This window comes from Actinoplanes sp. NPDC051859, from assembly GCF_044452725.1.
Lineage (GTDB): Bacteria > Actinomycetota > Actinomycetes > Mycobacteriales > Micromonosporaceae > Actinoplanes.
The window spans coordinates 196,971-216,069 of record NZ_JBITBX010000008.1 but is presented as its reverse complement, the minus strand read 5'-3'; the positions used below and the strand labels follow the sequence as shown (position 1 = coordinate 216,069).

At 71.8% G+C, this 19,099-nt stretch carries 16 protein-coding genes; 8 read left to right on the top strand and 8 right to left on the bottom strand.

Annotated elements, in window-relative coordinates:
* Positions 1 to 36: 36 nt before the first annotated feature.
* Positions 37 to 900: an alpha/beta fold hydrolase gene (locus tag ACIA1L_RS21760; RefSeq protein ID WP_396074679.1), complete on the top strand. Its 864-nt coding sequence runs from the start codon at positions 37 to 39 to the stop codon at positions 898 to 900.
* Here the strand turns inward: ACIA1L_RS21760 and ACIA1L_RS21755 are convergent.
* Complete coding sequence (locus ACIA1L_RS21755; protein WP_396074678.1) at positions 886 to 2,448, bottom strand: diguanylate cyclase; 1,563 nt, start codon at positions 2,446 to 2,448, stop codon at positions 886 to 888. The genes ACIA1L_RS21760 and ACIA1L_RS21755 overlap by 15 nt on opposite strands.
* Positions 2,449 to 2,536: 88 nt before the next feature.
* On the bottom strand, positions 2,537 to 2,854 hold the full coding sequence (locus tag ACIA1L_RS21750) for a hypothetical protein (protein WP_396074677.1): 318 nt from the start codon (positions 2,852 to 2,854) through the stop codon (positions 2,537 to 2,539).
* Positions 2,855 to 3,007: 153 nt separating this feature from the next.
* Between ACIA1L_RS21750 and ACIA1L_RS21745 the strand changes: the two genes are divergently transcribed.
* Positions 3,008 to 5,347 carry a putative bifunctional diguanylate cyclase/phosphodiesterase gene (locus ACIA1L_RS21745; protein WP_396074676.1) on the top strand — a complete coding sequence of 780 codons (2,340 nt, stop codon included), beginning with the start codon at positions 3,008 to 3,010 and terminating at the stop codon, positions 5,345 to 5,347.
* On the opposite strand, the gene ACIA1L_RS21740 is transcribed toward ACIA1L_RS21745, so the two are convergent.
* The 3 genes from ACIA1L_RS21740 to ACIA1L_RS21730 are packed head-to-tail and all read right to left on the bottom strand — an operon-like array spanning position 5,337 to position 9,205.
* Positions 5,337 to 6,428, bottom strand: a complete 1,092-nt coding sequence (locus ACIA1L_RS21740; protein WP_396074675.1) for a nucleotide disphospho-sugar-binding domain-containing protein — start codon at positions 6,426 to 6,428, stop codon at positions 5,337 to 5,339. The two genes, ACIA1L_RS21745 and ACIA1L_RS21740, sit on opposite strands and share 11 nt — an antisense overlap.
* Before the next feature lie 30 nt (positions 6,429 to 6,458).
* Positions 6,459 to 6,803, bottom strand: coding sequence for an STAS domain-containing protein (locus ACIA1L_RS21735; protein ID WP_396074674.1), 345 nt, complete (start codon positions 6,801 to 6,803; stop codon positions 6,459 to 6,461).
* Positions 6,804 to 6,841: 38 nt separating this feature from the next.
* Positions 6,842 to 9,205, bottom strand: a complete 2,364-nt coding sequence (locus tag ACIA1L_RS21730; protein WP_396074673.1) for a PAS domain S-box protein — start codon at positions 9,203 to 9,205, stop codon at positions 6,842 to 6,844.
* A 121-nt stretch (positions 9,206 to 9,326) separates the two neighbouring features.
* On the opposite strand from ACIA1L_RS21730, the gene ACIA1L_RS21725 reads away from it, so the two are divergent.
* Positions 9,327 to 10,109, top strand: a complete 783-nt coding sequence (locus ACIA1L_RS21725) for an SAM-dependent methyltransferase (RefSeq protein WP_396074672.1) — start codon at positions 9,327 to 9,329, stop codon at positions 10,107 to 10,109.
* 42 nt (positions 10,110 to 10,151) lie between these two features.
* Here the strand turns inward: ACIA1L_RS21725 and ACIA1L_RS21720 are convergent, their stop codons facing one another.
* Genes ACIA1L_RS21720 through ACIA1L_RS21710 form a run of 3 tightly spaced genes read right to left on the bottom strand, consistent with a single transcriptional unit; the run spans position 10,152 to position 14,637 of the window.
* Complete coding sequence (locus ACIA1L_RS21720; RefSeq protein ID WP_396074671.1) at positions 10,152 to 11,870, bottom strand: acyl-CoA dehydrogenase family protein; 1,719 nt, start codon at positions 11,868 to 11,870, stop codon at positions 10,152 to 10,154.
* Positions 11,871 to 11,889: 19 nt separating this feature from the next.
* Positions 11,890 to 12,438, bottom strand: a complete 549-nt coding sequence (locus ACIA1L_RS21715; RefSeq protein WP_396074670.1) for a PadR family transcriptional regulator — start codon at positions 12,436 to 12,438, stop codon at positions 11,890 to 11,892.
* Between the two features lie 42 nt (positions 12,439 to 12,480).
* Positions 12,481 to 14,637, bottom strand: a complete 2,157-nt coding sequence (locus ACIA1L_RS21710) for a LamG domain-containing protein (protein WP_396074669.1) — start codon at positions 14,635 to 14,637, stop codon at positions 12,481 to 12,483.
* Positions 14,638 to 14,737: 100 nt separating this feature from the next.
* Between ACIA1L_RS21710 and ACIA1L_RS21705 the strand changes: the two genes are divergently transcribed.
* The 5 genes from ACIA1L_RS21705 to ACIA1L_RS21685 are packed head-to-tail and all read left to right on the top strand — an operon-like array spanning position 14,738 to position 19,064.
* The gene (locus ACIA1L_RS21705; RefSeq protein WP_396074668.1) at positions 14,738 to 15,337 is read left to right on the top strand and encodes a hypothetical protein; all 600 of its coding nucleotides are present in this window, start codon (positions 14,738 to 14,740) and stop codon (positions 15,335 to 15,337) included.
* 8 nt (positions 15,338 to 15,345) lie between these two features.
* Positions 15,346 to 16,020: a signal peptidase I gene (locus ACIA1L_RS21700; RefSeq protein WP_396074666.1), complete on the top strand. Its 675-nt coding sequence runs from the start codon at positions 15,346 to 15,348 to the stop codon at positions 16,018 to 16,020.
* Positions 15,998 to 16,540, top strand: coding sequence for a hypothetical protein (locus ACIA1L_RS21695; protein ID WP_396074665.1), 543 nt, complete (start codon positions 15,998 to 16,000; stop codon positions 16,538 to 16,540). Before ACIA1L_RS21700 ends, ACIA1L_RS21695 begins: the two co-directional genes overlap by 23 nt.
* The gene (locus ACIA1L_RS21690) at positions 16,537 to 17,502 is read left to right on the top strand and encodes a hypothetical protein (RefSeq protein ID WP_396074664.1); all 966 of its coding nucleotides are present in this window, start codon (positions 16,537 to 16,539) and stop codon (positions 17,500 to 17,502) included. Before ACIA1L_RS21695 ends, ACIA1L_RS21690 begins: the two co-directional genes overlap by 4 nt.
* Complete coding sequence (locus ACIA1L_RS21685; protein ID WP_396074663.1) at positions 17,499 to 19,064, top strand: GGDEF domain-containing protein; 1,566 nt, start codon at positions 17,499 to 17,501, stop codon at positions 19,062 to 19,064. Before ACIA1L_RS21690 ends, ACIA1L_RS21685 begins: the two co-directional genes overlap by 4 nt.
* Positions 19,065 to 19,099: the final 35 nt, after the last annotated feature.

Below are 19,099 nucleotides of genomic sequence, written 5' to 3'. Positions count from 1 at the left end.
CTAGTCACATCGGCGATCATCCATGAAGATGGCGGGATGGAGCACTTCGCCAACGACGGCTACCGCTTTGACGTCACCGACACTGCGGCGGCGGGCAGCGCCGACGCAGATGAGGTTTGCGTGTTGCTGCACGGTTTCCCCGAGGATCGCCATTGCTGGGCCACGGTGACTCCAGCGTTGGCCGAGGCGGGCTACCGGGTGCTGGCTCCCGATCTGCGGGGCTATTCCGCCGGTGCCAGGCCGGCTTCGCGGCGGGCGTACACGTTGGCTCGGCTTGCGGGTGATGTGTTGGCTTTGGCCGACGCGGCGGGTGTGGAGCGGTTCCACGTGGTCGGCCACGACTGGGGCGCGGCGTTGGCCTGGTACCTGGCGGGGCGGCACGCCGACCGGGTGCTGTCCCTGGGTGCCTTGTCGGTCCCGCATCCCGATGCGTTCCTGCGGGCTCTTCTCAGCACGAGCCAAGCGGCCCGTTCCTGGTACATGCTGGCCTTTCAGGTGCCGGGGCTGCCCGAGCTGGCGCTGTCGCAGCGGGGCGGCCGGGCCATGCGGGCGGCTCTGGTGCGTGCCGGACTGGATGCGGCCAGTGCAGACCGGTACGCCACCCGGGCGGCCGACCGGACCGCTCTACGGGGGCCGCTCAACTGGTATCGGGCGTTGCCTTTCGGCGTGCGCGACCAGGTCGGCCGGATCGACGTGCCGACCCTCTTTCTGTGGAGTGACGGCGACCGCTTCATCTGTCGGTCCGCGGCCGAAGCGTGTGCGCGGCACGTCGACGGCCCGTATCGGTTCGAGGTGCTCGGAGGCGTCTCCCATTGGTTGCCCGAGGAGGCGCCGGAGCAGGTGGCCGCTCTGCTCATCGCGCACTTCGGCGCAGCGGCGCCCCGGCTAGGCGGCGGCTAGGCGGTTGCGGCCGGCGCGTTTGGCGGCGTAGAGGTGGGCGTCGGCGCGGTCGTAGAGGTCGCGGCCCGTTTCGCCCGGGCGCCAGGCGGCCAGGCCCATGCTCATGGTGACCCGCAGGCCCGGGGCGATAGCCGACCAGTCGCGGGACTTGACGACCGTGCGGATGCGTTCGGCGACCAGGCGGCCCTCGGCCTCGCTCGCAGCAAGGAAAAGAGCGAACTCGTCGCCGCCGAAGCGTACGGCGTCTTCGTCGCGGCGGCAGTGGGCGCGCAGGACAGCGGCGATCTCGGTGAGGACGAGGTCGCCGACGCGGTGGGAGTACGTGTCGTTGATGGCTTTGAAGCGGTCCACGTCGACGAGCAGCAGGGTGCTGCCCACACCGTCGGTGGCGGCCATGCGCCGGTCGAACTGGCGGCGGTTGCCCAGGCCGGTCAGCGCGTCGGATGCGGCGTCGCGGTCGGCGCTGCTGCGGGCAGCTTCCAGCTCGACCCGGCGGTACGCCTGTTGCAGCAGGGTGCGCCGGTCGAGGCGGAGTTGCCACAGCATGCCGATGTGGTCGTGCAGGGCCGTCAGGACGGTACTGGTGGCTTCGCCGGGACTGGCCAGGGCAGCCGTGACAGCCAGCTCGTACTGGAAGATCAGGCGCTGGGCGGGGCGTACGGACAGTTCGAGGGCGGCCAGGAACTCGCGCCGTGCCTCGGACCGGCGGCCCGCGGACCGCAGCACCAGGCCGTGGGCGAGGTGCAGAAGCCGGGCTTCGTGGTCTTGGCCGTCGCGGCGCATCGGCAGCAGCAGTTCGTCGACGGTTGCCTGGGCTTCGGCCAGCCGGCCGGTTTTGGCGTGCCCCACGGCGAGCAGGGCCGCGGCCAGCGGCGAGTCGGCGCCGCGGACGTGCCAGCGGTCCAGCAGGGCGACGCTTTTGGTGACCAGGACCGTGGCTTCCTCGGCGCGGTGCACCTGTTCGAGGCGCAACGCCCATTCGAGGAGCAATTCGGCGTACTGGACCTCGGCGGCGGCGCGGTAGAGGGCGTTGGGGAAGATCTCGAGGGTGGCCATGCCGCGCAGGAGGGCGGTTTCGGCGAACTCGTAGAGGTCGGCGTACTTGGCCGCCTCGCACACCGAACCCATGCCGGAGAGGTAGCGCAGGCTGCGGCGGGGTGCAAGGTCCAGCAGAGCCATGGCCTTGGCGAGATGGTGCAGACCGTCGTCCATCCGCCCGGCGCGGATCAGCATCTGGGCGGTGTCCGCGACGATCTTGGCGTCGGTGCTGCGGCGCCCGGGGACCGAACCCAACTCGGCGACGAGCTCTTCGCCGATGCGCAGGGCTTCGTCGACGCGGCCGAGGGAGCTGAGGGCGTACATGTGGCCGAGTCGGCAGGCGCGGCGGGATTGCTCGTCGCCGAGGATGCGCAGGATCGCTTCGGCACGGTCGGCGGCGGCAACCGCCTCGGTGTGGTGGCCGCGCGTTTCCAGGTCGTAGATGCGCAGGGCCATCCCCTCGTGTGGCCCGAACGGGGTCACCACTGCGGGTAGCAGATCTGACGCCATGACCCTCCCTCCCCTGCCGGCCGCTCGCCATGAGCCTTCGAAGCCTCATTCGGCCGCCAGGGGAGGGTACGTAAGCGTTACCAGCGGGTCAGGACCGGAGTCGGGCGTCCGCCAGCCGCTGTTGGGTGTCGCGGTCCTCGATATCGCCGGTGGGGATGAGGTCGGGCAGGTCGTCCTCGACGAAGCGCAGCCGGCGGTTCAGCCAGCCGCGGACCGCCCAACCCGTCATGATCAGGCCGCTGAGCAGGATAATCAGGGCGAGGCCGCGGCCCGGCCCGGTGCCGACGAGCGGGCCGAGGCTGTCGGCGAGTGCGCCGTCGGGTGCGAGCAGCGGGGCGCACCAGCGGTCGGCGGCCGGGCCGATCACCGCGTAGCCCAGCGGCATGGTCAGCATCATCACAGTCATGAAGATGCTGAGCACCCGGCCTTGCAGGTCGAAACCGACCTTGGCCTGGATCAGTGGTCTGCTCCGAAAGGGGACCCGAGTTGCTACCGAACCGCACCCGGGCCCGAAGAGGATGGAGCACTCAGGACCACGCCCTGACCAGAAGGCGGCCGAATGACAGCTCAGCAGCGTGCCCGGGATGGGTTCCCGGCTGCTCTGTCCGGCCCCCGGGTCTGGTGGTGGTTTCTGCTCGGCGGCCTCCCGGCTCTGCTGACGGGGATGTGGTTGCCGCCGACCGGGCAACAGGTCGTCTACGTGCTCCTCGGCGCCGCCTCCGTCGCCGCTGTCGTCGCCGGGATCCGAACCCACCGGCCGGTCCGGCGGCTGCCCTGGTGGCTCCTCGCGGCGGGCCTGGCCTGCGGCCTGGTCAGCGACGTGGCCTGGGGCATCGCCTTCCTCATCGACGTGCCACCGAGCGGCGTCACCCTCATCGACGCGGTCTACTACGGCATGTACGCGCTGCTCGCCGGCTCCCTCGCGGCCATGGCCGCCCGCGGCCGAGGCTCCGCGCTGGCCGGCATGGCCGAGGCCGGCATCGTCGGGTGCACCGCCGCAGTCCTCGCCTGGGTGTTCCTCGTCGACCCGATCATGGACGGGTGGAACCGGGCCGAGGCCGGCTACGGCGCGCTGGCGTACCCGATGCTCGACCTGGTCCTGCTCACCATGGCCGTCCGGCTGGCCGTGACCGCCGGCGCGCTGAGCCGCGCCCACGTGCTGGTGCTGCTCGCCACCGGGTCGATGATGCTCGCCGACGTCGGCTACTTCATCTGGTACGCCTCCGGCGGCTCCTGGTCCGGCTCCCCGCTCAGCATCGCCTGCTGGATGCTGTTCAACCTGCTCTGCGGCGCGGCCGCCCTGCACCCGTCCATGTCCACCGGCAACGGGGCCACCGCGATCGGCCGCTACTGGCGCTCGCCACGCCGCATGACCGCCCTGTACGCCGTGGTGGTGCTGATCGGGCCGGCGGTGACCGCGTACGCGTTCTGGATCGACCACGGCCGTGGCACGTTCGACATCGCCGACGTGGTCCTACCGCTCGGCGCCACCGCCGCCACCGCCGTGCTTCTCGTCGTCCGACTCTCGCACACCAGCTCGCTGGTCAACCGGCGAGCCGCAGACCTGCAGACCGCGCTCGACGACCAGGCGGCGATGCAGGAACGGATGACCCACCTGGCCCTGCACGACGCGCTGACCGGGCTGCCGAACCGGCTGCACCTCGACCAGATGATCCAGGAAGCGGTCGAGCACGGCCGGCCCGGCTGCCTGCTCATCGTCGACCTCGACGGCTTCCAGCACGTCAACGACAGCTTCGGCCACCCCATCGGTGACGCCCTGCTCTACGAGGTGGCCGGCCGGCTGCGCGAGGAGATCGCCAGGACCGGCGCGCTGGCGCGGCTCGGTGGCGACGAGTTCGCCCTGCTGCTGCAGGACGACGACGCGCTCATCGCCGAGTCGCAGGCGCAGACCGTCCTCGCGATCCTGCGCCGCCCGGTCGAGGTACGCGGCCACCGGCTGCACGTCACGGCCAGCATCGGGCTGCGCCACCTCGCCGACGCCGCCGACAGCACCGAGGTGCTCAGCGACGCCGACCTCGCGCTCTATGCGGCCAAGGCGGCGGGCAAGGACCGCGTCGTCACGTACGACGTGCGCCTGCGCGAACAGCAGCTCCAGCGCATCGCCGTGGTGGACCGGCTGCGGACGGCGATCGGCACCGACGCGATCGTGGTGCACTACCAGCCGATCGTGTCGCTGAGCACCGGCCAGTTCACCGCGGTCGAGGCCCTGGTCCGCTGGGTGCCGCCCGGCCAGGCGTCGATCGGCCCGGACCACTTCATCCCGGCTGCCGAGGACAGCGGCCTGATCGTGCAGCTCGGCGAGCAGGTCCTGCGTCAGGCCTGCCGCGACGCCGCCGCCTGGTACCACGAGTACGGCACCAACCTGACCGTCAACGTGTCACCGCGGCAGCTCGCCGAACCGGACTTCGCCGCCCGGGTCCGCCGCGCGCTGAGCGACGCCGGACTGCCCGCCTCCGCGCTGATCCTGGAGATCACCGAGGGTGTCCTCGTCGCCGCCGGGGCGCAGGCCGAGCAGTGCATTGCGCACCTCAGCGACCTGCGCCGGGCCGGGGTGCAGGTGGCCGTGGACGACTTCGGCACCGGCTACTCGTCGTTGGCGTACCTGCGGGATCTGCCGATCGACATCCTGAAGATCGACCGGTCGTTCATGCCGGACGCCGCCACCGGCGACCCGGACCAGCAGGTGGCGCTGGTGCGGACCATCGTGGACCTGGCCCACACCTTGCAGCTCACCGCGGTCGCCGAGGGCGTCGAAACCGACGAGCAGACGGCGGTGCTGCGGACCCTCGGGTGCGACAAGGGCCAGGGCTTCCACTACGGACGGCCGGTGTCCGCCGACCGTACCGCCGCGGTGCTCGCGGGCGCGCTTACCCGCTGACCAGCTTCTCCAAGGCCGGGACCAGCTCGGTCGGGGCCGGCATGGCGGCAATCTCCGCGGCAACCTCCCGGGCCGCGACTCGCAGCGAGTCGTCGGTCAGCAGCCGGTGCAGGTCCGCCGCCCGAATCGCCTTCGCCTCCACGGACAGTCCTGCACCACGCCTCGCCAGCAGCTCGGCATTGTGTCGCCGGTCGCCCGCACCCGGCGTGGTGAGTTGGGGTACGCCCACACTCAACCCGCCCAGCACACTGCCCGCCCCCGAATGGTGGACGAACGCGGCGGCGTACGGCAGCACTTCGTTCAGCGGCACCCGGCCAACGGTCCGGACGTTCGGCGGGAGTTGCCGCGCTTTCGCCGGGCGGACCAGCACGAACTCGGCGTCCACGTCGGCGGCCGCGGCCAGCACGGCGGGGCCGGGATCGCCGTCGTTCGGCCCGTCGAGAGTGCTGCGGCTGACCAACACCCGCGGGCGGTCGCCGACCGACAGCAGCCAGTCCGGAACCTGCCCACCACCCGAGTACGGCACCGGTCGCATGGCGAGCGCACCAGGAGGGGCGGCGCGCAGACTTCTCGGCGTGACGGCGATCGTCAAGCCCGGATCCGGGATCGGTTCCCGAGCCAGCGCCGAGCTGGTCGTCACCGCTCGGAAAAGGTCGGTGGCCGGCCACAGGGTGTTCTCTTGCAGGACTGTCGCAACGCCGAGCCGCCCGGCCACGAGCGCGCCGGCCTCACTCAGCGACTCGTAGACGATCAGGTCTGGCCGCTCCCGTTCGGCCAGCGCCAGGAGCGGCTCCACGAGGGCCAGATTGGCGCGCCCGAACAGCTCGCCGACCATGCCGGTCCCGGCGGTGCCGCGCATCTCGGCCCGGGCCAGACCCGGCCTGCGCAGCGCCACCCGGATCGCGCTGCGCGGCAGGCTGAACCGGCCGCCGATGTCGGCGGTACGCAGGCCGAGGACATCCGGTGGAAAGCCGCCACTGGTCAGCACCACGTCGTGCCCGGCATCCCGGCAGGCCGCGGCAAGCGGGATCATCGGCAAGAGGTGGCCTTGCAGCGGTGCGGCCACGAACAAGACACGCATGAGCCGGTTTGTAGCACGGCCCGCCGCGGGCTAGGGCGCGCGGGTGGCAGCGTCCGGGTCCTGCTGCTCGCCGGTCAGCAGCTCGTGCAGGTTGGTCACCTCGAGAACCATCCGGACCATCGGACCCGGGTCGCGCAGCCGCAGCGTGATCCCGCGGCCGGCGGCCGCCCGATGCGCGGCGATCAGCATGCCGAGGCCCGGCGAGTCCAGGAAGGTCACCGCGCTCATGTCGACGTCGAGCCGCGTGCAGTCCTGGCGGTCGACGACCTGGTGCAGGACCTGGCGCAGCGCCGCCGCGTTGTCCACGTCCACGTCGCCCTCCGGCGCCACCACGATGGTGTCGCCGTCCCGCTCGATCGTGCAGTCGAAAGGCATGCTCGCAGTCCTCCCCGGGTTTTGCGTGCCCCGGGCCGCTACCCGCTTCCACTCGACGGCAAACCTGAATCGTCAGAGGATTGCTCGCGCGGGGGACGGCGGAGCTGCTCGTGCAGGGCCTGCATCAGCTCCGTCCCGGTGAACGGCTTCTCCAGCAGGTGCACGTTGGCGGCGAGGGTGCCGTGTGTGGTCAGGACCGGCTGGGCGTACCCGGACATGAACACCACGCGGGTGCCGGGCCGGGCCGCCAGAACCGCCTCGGCGATGTCCTTGCCCAGCATGCCCGGCATGATCACGTCGGTGAGCAGGACATCGATCGGGCGCGGCTCGGCACAGATCCGCAACGCCTCCTGACCCCCGGACGCCGTCAACACGGTGTATCCGCCGCGCCGCAGGATGCGCTCGGTCACCTCACGCAGCGCGGTCTCGTCCTCCACGACCAGCACCGTCACCCCGTTGCCGTTCAGATCGGCTGGCGGCGGCGCCGCCCGCTTCTCCTGGACGGTCGCGTCGGTGACCGGCAGCAGCACGGTGATGGTGGTGCCGTAGCCCGGCTCCGAGTAGATCTGCACGGTGCCGCCGGCCTGGGTGATGATGCCGTACACGGTGGCTAGCCCGAGGCCGGTGCCCTGCCCGCTGGGCTTGGTGGTGAAGAACGGGTCGAACGCCTTGGCGATCACCTCGCGGGGCATGCCGGTGCCGGTGTCGGACACCCGGATCCGGACGTAACAGCCAGGGTCGAGCCCTGCGAGGACAGCCGGATGGTCCTGGTCGAGGTCGGCGACGGCGGTGTCCACCGTGAGGTGCCCGCCGCCGGGCATCGCGTCGCGGGCATTCACGGCCAGGTTGACCAGCACCTGTTCCAACTGGCCGGGGTCGGCCATGACGGGCGGCAGCGGTGCCGTCTTCGCGGTCAGCGTGATGTGCTCGCCGATCGAGCGGCGCAGCATCTCCGTCACCTCGGTGACGACCGTGCTGACGTCCAGCGGGCGCGGCCGGATCACCTCCCGGCGGGCGAAGGCCAGCAGTTGGTGAGTGAGGTCGCTGCCACGGCGGGCGGCGCGGGCGATCTGCTCGGCGTCGGCTGCCAAGGGCGTGCCGGCGGCGTCCTCCACGATGAACGACGCATAGTTGAGGATCACGGCCAGCAGATTGTTGAAGTCGTGCGCGACGCCGCCGGCCAACTGCCCGAGGCTTTCCAGCCGCTCCGCGCGTTGCAGCCGAGCCTCGGTGCGACGCTGCTCGGCCTCCTCGCGCAGGGCGCGCTGCTCGGCCTCCACGGCGAGCCGTTCGGTGATGTCCCGGACCGCGGCGACCACGATCACCTCATCGCCGGTGTCCAAGGCGCTGCACGAGATCTCCACCGGCAGCGTGGTGCCGTCGCTGCGTTCCGCCGTACGGGTGGCCCACCGGGGTGCCCGTCCGCCGTCCCCGATCGCCTCCGTGTCCAACGGCGTCGAGTCGCCACCGATGTGCAGCATGGCGGCGGCCGGCGGCAACCCGTCCGGCAACAGCCGACGCACGGCCATCGACGTCAGATCGTGGCGCGGATGGCCGAACAGCCGCTCGGCCTCGGCGTTGACCAGCACCACGTGCCCGGTGACGTCGACACCCAGCAGGGCATCGGGGGCCGCGTCCAGCACGGCCTGCACCCGCGCCTCGGCATGCTCCCGCTCACTGATGTCGCGCGCGATGGCGGTCGTCCCGACGATCGTGCCGTTGCCGTCGCGCAGCGGGGACACCAGCACGGAAACGGTGATCTCCGAGCCGTTGGCGTGCAGTCGGGCGGTGCGGTAGCGATCCATCCGGCCACCGATGCGCACCAGCGCCAAAACTTCCGCCTCGTCGCCGCGCCGGTCCTCGGGAATGATCTGCGCGACCGGCTGACCGATCATCGTGGCGGCGGGATATCCGTAGAGCAGTTCGGCGCCCGGATTCCAGCTCAGCACCACGCCGTCCAGGTCGGTGGTGACAATCGCATCGTGTGACGACTGCACAATCGAAGCGAGCAGGGTACGGGCCTGCGCGGCCTCCCGGTGCGCGGTGTCGTCGCGCAGGACCGAGGTGACGAGCATGTCGCCGCCCGGTGCGGCAACCGCCGCCAGCGACACCTCGACCGGGAACTCACTGCCGTCCTGACGCTTGCCGCGCAACGGGAGCCGCCGCAACGGCGGGTGTGCGCTGGCGAGATAGCCCTCGCGCTGCGCCGGATGCCGCGGGCGGACGTCGTCGGGCACCAGCGCGTCGATGGACAGGCCGAGCAGGTCGCCCGCCGCATAGCCGAACATCTCGTGCGCCCGCCGGTTCGCCAGCACGATCGAGCCGTCCTCGCCGCTGACGATGACCGCATCGGGCGCCTCGTCCACGAGCTGGCCGGTCAGCGGTCCGAGCGTACGCACCATTCCTCGATCCCTGCGCCGCCCGCGTTGCCGTGCGGCCGTCTGCGGGGCGGGTCTTCTTCAACGTAGAGTCGGTGCTACCCCCGGTGCGCACAGTTCGCCGAAACTGCCGGAAGGGGCACCGATGCCCAGCGACGCGTACCCACTGACCGCGATCGACCCGAACCAGCCCAGCGCAGCCCGGATCAACGACGCCATCCTCGGCGGCAGGCACCACTTCGCCGCCGACCGGGCGGTCGTGCAACGCGCTGTCGAGCTCGTCCCGGTGCTTCCCGCGGTGATGCGGGCCAACCGGGATTTCCTGCTGAGCGCCGTACGCTTCGCGGTGTCGCGGGGAATCCGGCAGTTTCTCGACCTGGGCTGCGGTATTCCGGCCGACCGGACCGTGCACGAGCTGGTGCAGGACCTCGTGCCCCAGGGCCGGGTCTGTTACGTCGACCTGGATTCCGCAGCCGTCCTGCACGCCCGCGCGGCGGTGGGGGACGACCCGGCCACTGTCGTCCTGCCCGGCGACCTGCAGCAGCCCGACGCTTTTCTCCTCGACCCGCAGCTGCGCGCGGTGCTCGATTTCACCGAGCCGGTCTGCATCCTCCTGGCTGCGGTGCTGCACTTCGTGCCGGACAGCCCGGAGCTGACCGCGGCGATGCGGCGCTACCACCAGGTGGCGGCGCCGGGCAGTCTGCTCGCCGTCACCCACGCGACCGGCGGTGAACGGCCGGACGAGGTGGAACGGGTCACCGACCTCTACAACCGCACCGGCACCCCCATGGTGCTGCGCGACGAGGCCGAGCTGGCCGTGCTGATCGACGGCTGGGAACCCCTGGTGCCGGGCGCGGACGGCGGTCCTGCCTGGATCGGTGAGTTGGCCGACGCCATGTTGCTGGCAGTGGTCGCCACCAAGCGGTGAGCGGCGGACCCGACGTGCGGATCCGCCGCTTCGGCGACGCGGTTACGGGCGCATCTCGTACGCGCCGACCAGCGCCACGACCTGCTCCCAGACGGCCGCCGTGCGCTGGTCGTCGATCACCGGGCGGCGGACGTGCGCGAGTGCCCACGCGGCCTGTTCCTCGGTGGTGGCCGCCTTGCCGTGCAGCTCGGTGGCGTACGCGGAGAAGTCCTGGATGAGCACCGCGAAGATCTCGTCGAGCAGTTGCCGGTCCAGCTCGGTGGCCGCGGCCTGTTCCAGGATGAGGTGGCCGTAGACGACCAGGGCGAACAGCTGGCCCAGCGACAGCAGGAAGTCCAGGTCACGCTGCTGGTTCTCGTCCGGCGCGTGGGTCAGCAGCAGCTTGCACAGACCGTCGGCCTGCTCCCGGAACCGGGCCACGTTGGGCAGGTCGGCGTGCGCGTCGTACGCCTGCCGCCAGTCGTGGAACCGGATCGCGCCGAGGCCGCGGGCCGGTCCCTGGCGGAACAGGAACTCGTCGTCGGCCGGGTCGTGCCGGGTGGGCACCGGGGCGTACTCGGTCGGCTGGAACAGGTAGTTCGGCATGAACTTGAGGATCAGGGCCAGGTTGACGTGCACCGTGCCCTCGAGCTTGGGGAGGCCACGGATGTCCTTGGCGGCCTTCTCGAAGTAGGTGTCGGTCTCGAAGCCCTTGGCCGCTATGACGTCCCACATGAGGTCGATGACCTTCTCGCCCTCGGTGGTGACCTTCATCTTCGTCATCGGGTTGAACAGCAGATAGCGGCGGTCGTCCGGGCCGGCCGACCGGAAGTAGTCGACGGCGCGGTCGCTGAAGAGCTTCATCGCCACGAGCCGGGTGTACGCGTCGGTCAGCTCCCGGCGGACGTGCGGGAACGCGGTGACCGGCTTGCCGTAGAGCACCCGGCGGTGGGCGTGGGTGACGGCCTCGTACATGGCGTGCTCGCAGATGCCGATCGCGGCCGTGCACAGGTTGAACTTGCCGACGTTGACGGTGTTGAGCGCGGCGTCGAAGGCGGCCTTGCCGGTGTGCAGGACGTCCTGCTCGCGGACGGGGTAGTCCTCGAGGCGGAACTCGCTGACGTACATCTGCGCGTTGACGACGTTCTTGACCAGGTGGTAGTTCGGGTGGCGGCTGTCGGCGGCGAAGAAGACGTAGCCGTCCGGGCCTTCGACGTCGGCGCGGCGGCCGAACACCGACACGAGGCCGGCCACGTTGCCGTTGCCGATGTAGTACTTCGGGCCGCTCGCGGTGAAGCCACCCGCGCCGTCCGGGGTGAGGATCATGTCGGTGGCGTAGATGTCGGCGCCGTGGCCGCGCTCGGACAGGCCGAACGCCATGACGTGCCCGTCGGCGAGCAACTGGGCGGTGTGCGCGCGGACGGCCTGGTTCTCGCTCTGCCACACGGGGCCGAGGCCGAGGACGGTGACCTGCCAGGTGTACCAGTAGCCGAGGCCGTAGAAGCCGAGGATCTCGCTGAGTGCCGCGTTGCGGGCCGTGTCCCACCGCTTCGCCTCGGTGTCGCCGTCGGCCGCCGGGGTGAGGAAGGTCGCGAACAGGCCTTCCTTGGCGGCGAAGTCGAGGAAGTCGGCGTACCAGGCGCGGTTGACGTAGTCGTCGATCAGCGCCTTCTTGCCGCGGTTCTCGAAGAACTCGACGGTGGCCTTCAGTAGCCGGCGCGACTCGGCGTCGAGGTGCGCCGGGTCGTACGTGTGCGGGTTGAGCAGCAGTGGTCCGGCCATGTCGGCCCCTTTCGTGCAGTCAGCGGCCGAGGCCGCGCAGGGTGTCCAGAACGTCGTCGAGCCAGGCGAGGACCATCCGCTCGTAGGCGATGCCGCCGCGCAGCACGACGTGCTGGAGGCGGTGTCGGTCGTCCTCGCCCGGGGGGTCGGGGAAGTCGCGGGCCTCGCCGGTCAGGTAGCCGGCGAGGATCTCGTGGTGGCTGGCCCGGTACCGCTCGACCTCGGCGACCAGCGCGGTGCGCCCGGCGGCGTCGGCGAAGGCGGCACCGCGGATCTTGACGGCCAGCTCGTGTCGGACGGCCTCCGGTTGCACGGGTGCCCGGAGCCAGTCGGCGAGCACGTCGCGGCCGGGGCCGACCACGGAGTAGGAGCGTTTGTCGGGTCGACCGCCCGCGACCTGGTCGGCGGTGATCCAGCCGTCGGTCTCCATCCGCTTCAGGACGCGGTAGATCTGCTGGTGGGTGGCGGTCCAGAACCGGCCGATGGACCGCTCGAAGCGCCGGGCCAGCTCGTATCCGGATCCGGGCTGCTCCAGCAGGGAGACCAGGATCGCGTGCTCCAATGCCACCCCGGCATCATCCTATGCAACTCGTTGCATAGCAAGCGGCGGTCAATGATTGGCGTAGTAGTGCCACGAGATCTGCTGGGCACTGAGCTGCGTGGCGAACACGGCAACCTCGTCCAGGCCGCCGGCGAACCGGGCGGCCGCCGGCTCCCGCGGCCAGCCCGACGCCGATGGCCCCGCCCAGTGCCAATAGCCGGAGACGTTGCGCGCCGTCGTCACCGCACTGTTCGCGGCCACCTCCCGCCCGTCGACATAGAGCCGCATACCGGCTGGTCCCAACGTTGCGGCAACGTGGTGCCACTCGCCGTCGTCATACGTACGGGGCGACGTGATGACCGTCCTCGCCCCGGCAGCCGTGCCGAAGTTCAGCGCCCCGGTGGCGTCCAGATACAGCAGCCGGTCCGGCGTACCCGTCATGGTGGTGCCGTCCGCGAAGGCCAGGAGCGGGCCCCCACCCGCCCCGGCGGACACGAACCAGCACTCGATCGTGAAGGTCGTGGGATTGACGTACGCGACCGGGTTGAATCCGCCACCGGCGCCGCCGTCGAACCCCACCGACGTGCTGGCCTTCTCGCCGCCCTGCCCGCCCTGTAACGCCCCGGCCTGCCCGGCACTCATCGGGACGGCCGCGCCGGGCACCGACCCCGCGGCCAGCCCGGCGACCTCACCCGCCGACAACACCCGGGAGTACGCGACCACGTCATCCAGCCGCCCGTCCCAACCCGCCGTCCACGCCCCGCCGCTCCATTCCCGGCCCACACCGAACGGGCCGGTGGCGTTCCAGGCTCCGGTCACCGCGCTCTGGTCTTCTTGCACGCCGTCGACGTACAGCGTGGCGGTCTGGGTGCCGTCGTCGTAGCTGAGGGCGAGATGGGCCCAGGTGGCGGGTGGGGTGGACACGCCGGAATTCAGCACCTCCGCGGGCGGGTTACTCGGATTGTCCGAGAGCAGCGCCCGCCACGTGCCCCCGGAGTAGGCCAGCACGAAAGCGCTGTGCGTCGCCCCCGCCTGCGCGAGGACCGTCCGCCCTGCGGCACCGCGGTACGCCCAGGCTGCCACGGTGTAGTCCCGGTCGGTACGGATGGGCGGATACGTGCTGGTCAGATAGCCGGTGGCGGGGTCGCCGGGAAAGGCTGCAGCGCCCGTACTGGCCGGGCCGCGGGTGCCGCTGCTCCACGTCACTCCCGGTCCGGCAGCACCCGGGTTGGCGTTGCCGGAGCTGTCCACGGCTGCACCGCCGTCCGGGTCGTCGAGCGACCACGACAACTCGGGGCCGGTGCTGGAGCCGTCGTACAACGCGGTAACGTCGGCCCCGTCCAGCTCTCGGCGGAACGCCCGGACGTCGTCGATCCGGCCCGCGAACGGCGCCTGCCAGGTGCCCTGGAGTTGACGGCCCAGCGTCGTGACAAGGGAGCGGATCCGCGCGGTGTGTGCGCCGGTGGTCCGGGCGGCGCCGTCCACGTACAGCGACATCAGGTTGGTGCCGTTGTAGGTGCCGACCAGATGGGTCCAGGTGTGCAGGGTGGGGGCCAGCGCGCTGGTGACCCGGTCGATGGTGGGAGTGGCGACGTTGTTGCGGGCCATGGCGAACGCCCACCGGTCGGCAGCCTTCGAATACTCCAACGCGAAGCCGGGGGAGTAGTCCCCGTTCTGGCTGATCACCGTGCGGTCCGTCGACGTGTCGCTGAGGTACGCCCACACCGAGATCGAGAACGCCTCGTGTGTGTCGACCGCGGGCCGCTTGCCGGTGACGTGGCTGTCGGCTTGCGCGGTGAGCGCCACGGCCCCGTTGGTGCGCCCGGGCGCCCAGCTCGCTCCGGCGCCGAGCGTGGCGACGTTGGCGGCCCCGGCCGCGTCCCGGCCGGTGGTGCCCGCCAGGTCGTCCAGCTTCCACCACGTCGACAGCCCTTCGGTGGCTCCGGCATAGGTCCCGGCGCGGCCGTGCGGGCTGGCGTCGGCAGCAACGGACGAACCAGCCGCCGAGGGGGCGTCATCGAAGCGGTGGTAGAACTCCGGGCCGTCGCCGAGGACGCTCGCGGGATAGCCGGGGAAGGTCCCGGCCGCCGTGAAACCGGTGCTTCGCTGCGTGCTGTCCGAGAACTGGGCCTGCACGCCGGGCAGGAACAACGCGGGCAAGGTGAGCGCGAGCAGAGCGGCCGCGCCGAGGCACAACCGGCGGCGCGCCGTGCTGACCAACCCCACCAGCGCAGTGTTTCACGTTCCCTCAGCTCCGTCGGGGAGTCGCCGACTCTTGCGAACAGCACACCGATCGTCCGGACCGCACAGCCCAGGGGAGGCAGCCGTGGGACGCCATGTGAGGCGGCTGTCCGCGCGCTGGAAGCTGCTCGCCGCCGGTGCCCTGGCCGGGTCTGCGCTCGGCGGCGCGGCACTGCTCCCCTCGACCTCTGCCGGCTTCTCCGGCAGCACCGACCACCCCGCCGCGAGCTGGACGGCCGGCACGGTGGCGTTGTCCCACAGCAGCACGGCCGGCAGCACCCTCAGCCTCGCCGGCGTCAAACCCGGCAGCCGCACCTCCGCGTGTATCGACGTCACCTACACCGGCAACGTCGCCTCCATCACGAAGCTCTACGCCACCGGATATGTCAGCACCGACGCGGTGGCCGGGCCGGGCCAACTCGCCGGGATCGTGCAAATGTCGATCTACCAGGCGAACAGTGGCACCTGTTCCACCGGCGTCACCGCCTGGACCACGATCTTCGGCGGCACTCTGGCAACACTGGGCACCACCGCCACCTCGTACCCGTCCGGCCTGGGCACCTGGAACCCGGCGAACCGCGGTGCTGTGCAGGCGTACCTGATCACCGTTCTGATCCGCGGCGACAACGCCGCACAGGGCGACGCTGCCGCGGCAACCCTGACCTGGGAAGCGCGCAACGCATGATCCCAGCCGTGCGTGCCGCCCCGGCGATCACCGCGCGCGTGCTGCTCGGGATCGCCGCGGCCCTGTTGTTGACCGCCCTCGCGCCAGCGCTGGTCGGCTGGCGCGCCGACGTGGTGCTCTCCGGCTCGATGGCGCCCGGCCTGCAGCCCGGCGACGTCGTGGTGTCCAGCCCCACCTCCGCCGCCGACGTGCCGATCGGTGCGGTGGCGCTGGTCGAGAACCCGGCCCGACCCGGCACCACGCTGGTCCACCGGGTCGTCGCCCGATCCGCCGACGGTGCGCTCACCACCCGCGGTGACGCCAATCCCGTCGCGGACGCCATGCCGGTGCCGCCGACCGCCGTCCGTGCCCTGCCCCGCCTCTCCGTGCCGTACGTCGGCCTGCCCGCCCTCTGGTGGCGGACCGGCAACCTGCGCGCCCTGGCTCTCACCCTGCTCGCCGGCACGGTGCTGGGTGCGCTGGCTGCTCGGGGACGAAGCCCGCAACTGTCTCACCTCGGCGACCCGACAGCCGATGGGAAGGCAACCGCGTCTGACCCAGGAGGACCCGATGCCGCTCGCGCCACGCCGTGCGGCCATCGTCGGGGCCGTCGCCACGGCCGGTACCGCGGTGCTCGCCGCGACTGGCCTGGTGTGGCACGCGTCGTACGCCGCCCTCCAAGTGCGCACCTCCAACGTCGGTAATTCCTGGGCGTCCGGCTCGGTCACCGTGGCAGCCGACCATTCCGGCTCGGCCGTGTTCGCCTTGCCGGTCGTGAAGCCCGCCACCGCCGCGACCACGCTCGCCCCGCCCGCGACCGGAGCCTTCAACGCCGGCAGCGCGCAGTCCGGCGGCTCGACCTGCCTCAAAGTCACGTACACCGGCTCACTCCCGGCTGACCTGCGCCTCTACGCGACCGTGTCGGGCGACTTGGCCGAGCACCTCCTGCTCAGCGTCGACACCGGCACCAGCGCCGCCGCTGGCACCGACGCGACCTGCACCGGCTTCACCAGCACCGGGTACCTGCTCGGCTCGGCGACCAACACCGATGTGACAGTCGCCGACATGCCGACCGGCTATACCGCCGGGCTGGCCTGGAACGGCGTCGCGTCCGGCAGCAGCCGCTGGTACCGGTTGTCCTGGCTCCTCCCGTCCGGCGTTCCGGACAGCGTGCAGGGCGAGCGGGTCGAGGCTCGCTTCGTGTGGGAAGCCCAGAACACGTGACGCGTGCCCTCCGGCTCCGCTGGAGCATCGCGGTCGTCGCCACGGCGCTCGCCGGCTGTCTCGCGCTGCTATTGCCCACCGGCACGCCGACCCCGCAGACCGTCGCCCGAATCGCCGCGGTCGACCTGGTCGACGACGCCTCCGGCGCCCTGTTCAGCGCCGACGACCTCGTGCCCGAAAGCGTGGTCACCCGCTGTCTCAAGGTCGGCTATTCCGGCGCGGCCGGTGCCGGCGCGGTCCGCCTCGCGGCGGAGGACCTCTCGGGCACGCTCGTGCCGTACCTCCGGGTCACCGTCCGGTCCGGCACCGGCGGCGGGTACGCCGACTGCACCGGATTCGCCGGCACCCAGGTGTACGCCGGACCGCTGAGCGGCCTGTCCGTTGACTCCGGTGTGGACAGTGGCTGGACCGCCTCCGGCACGGCCGAAGAACGCACCTTCGCAATCACCGTACGGGTGGACGGCGGCAACGCCGCGCAGGCCAAGTCCGCCGGCGGCACCTTCGCCTGGTTCCTCGAGCCCCCCGCCGACCCCACCTCGCCGACATCGCCGGCGCCGACCTCGCGCAGTGCCGACCCGACCAGCCCGCCATCGACCTCTGGTTCGCCCGCGCCGACCACACCCGCCGCGTCCGTCCCGCCCTCATCTGTGCCGCCGACGTCCTCGCCAGCGCCGTCCGCGCCGTCGCCCTCCGGCCCGGCGCCCACAGTGGCGGCACCGGCTGAACCCCCGACCTCCGGGGACGACTCCGACCCGCTGGACCGGGCGCTGGACGCCGCCGGCCGGCTCGCTGCCGAGGTCGCCCGGTACGCCGCGATCCCGCTGCTGTCGGTCCTGATCATGCTGATCTTCCTGGCCGCGCAGGACACCATCGACCGCAACGATCCCAAGCTCGCCCTCGCCCCGCTCACCCGGCAGCGCTACGCGCACTTCGGCGACCCCGACCAGCAGGAGCACCGATGAGGCAACCCGTACGGCTCGCCGAACTCGTCCCCGTGGTCGACCGGTACCGGTGGATGCTGGCCTGCCGAGTCCTGGTCCTGACCCTGCTGACCGGCGAGGCCCTGCTGCGGCGGCCCGGCACCGTGGCGCTGGCGCTCAGCGGCGCGGCCGTGGGCTGGACGCTGTGCACGTACGCGTTGCTGCCCGCCATCCGTCGGTGGCGTGGTGCCGCCCGGTTCGCGTTCTCCGTGAGCCTGCTGGGCGACGGCGCCCTGCTCGGCGCCGCATGGTGGCTGCTGGGCGGGACAACGTTCTCCGTCGAAGTGCTGGTGGCGGCGCACGTCCTGGGAACGACCCTGCTGGCCTCGTTCCGGACTGGTGCGAAGGTCACCCTGTGGCACACCGTGGTGGCGCTGATGCTGATGCAGTGCGCCGCGGCGGGACTGTTGGGCGCACCCCGGCCGGTCGACCTGGGCCGGATCGTCGCCTACGACGCGGTCCTCTGGCTGATCTGCATCCTCACGGCCACCTTCGCCGCGGCCAACGAGCGTGAACTGCGCCGCCGCCGCTACGACAGCGAACTGCTGCGCCAGCTCAGCGTGGCCCTCACGCCCCGGCAACGCCCACAGGAGATCCTCCGGCACCTGGTCGGGTTCGCCCGTGACGAGCTGCGCGCCGACGCCGTGCTGGTTCTCGCGTACCCGCAGACCGGCCCGAGCGACGGCTTCGGCGTGCACTGGACCGCGGACGCCGACAACGTTCTCGCTGCTCTGCCCGCTGAGGCTGCCGACAGCCTGGTCCGGTCGGCCGCCGCCGACTCCGAGCCCCGGCTGCAGCGGGTCCTGGACCCGGCCACCGACCCGGTGGCCGCCGCCCTTTTGCCGGGCGCGCGCAACGTCGTCGTGCTGCCGTTCGCCCTGGACCAGGTTCGTGGTGCGGTCGTCGTCACCCGGCAATCCTGGTCTCGCCGGCGCGGCGGAGCCCGCGTCGAGCGCCGCCTCATCGCCACCCTGCACCAGGCGACCCTGCAGGTCGCGATGGCGCTCGGCCGCGGCCTGCTCGACGAGCAGCTGCGCCGCGCCGCCGAAACCGACGGGCTCACCGGGGTCAGCAACCGGGCCACCTTCGAAGCCGCGATCGCCGCCGCACAGGGCGCGCCGTTCAGCCTCGCCCTGGTCGACCTCGACCACTTCAAGAAGCTCAACGACACCCACGGCCACCAGGCCGGCGACCAAGCCCTGCAGGCCGCGGCCCGGGCACTCAGCGACGCCTGCCAGGCCGGCGACGAAGTCTTCCGGTACGGCGGCGAGGAGTTCGCCGTGCTGTTCGCCGCCGCCGGCCGTCCCGAAGCCGCCGAGCGGGCCGCCCGACTGCGCGCGGCCGTCGCCGCCTCGGCCAGCCCCGTGCCCGTCACGGCCAGCATCGGCGTGGCGACCTGCCCGGTCGACGCCACCGGCCGCGACGACCTCCTCGCCGCCGCCGACGCCGCGCTGTACCGGGCCAAGGAGGCGGGCCGCAACCGGGTGGTCTCCGCAGGCCTTGGAGAACCCGCGGCGCAGGCGTGGCAGGCGGTCACCGGCTGACGGCGGACCTGCGGGTCAGCAGAGCCTGGCTTGAG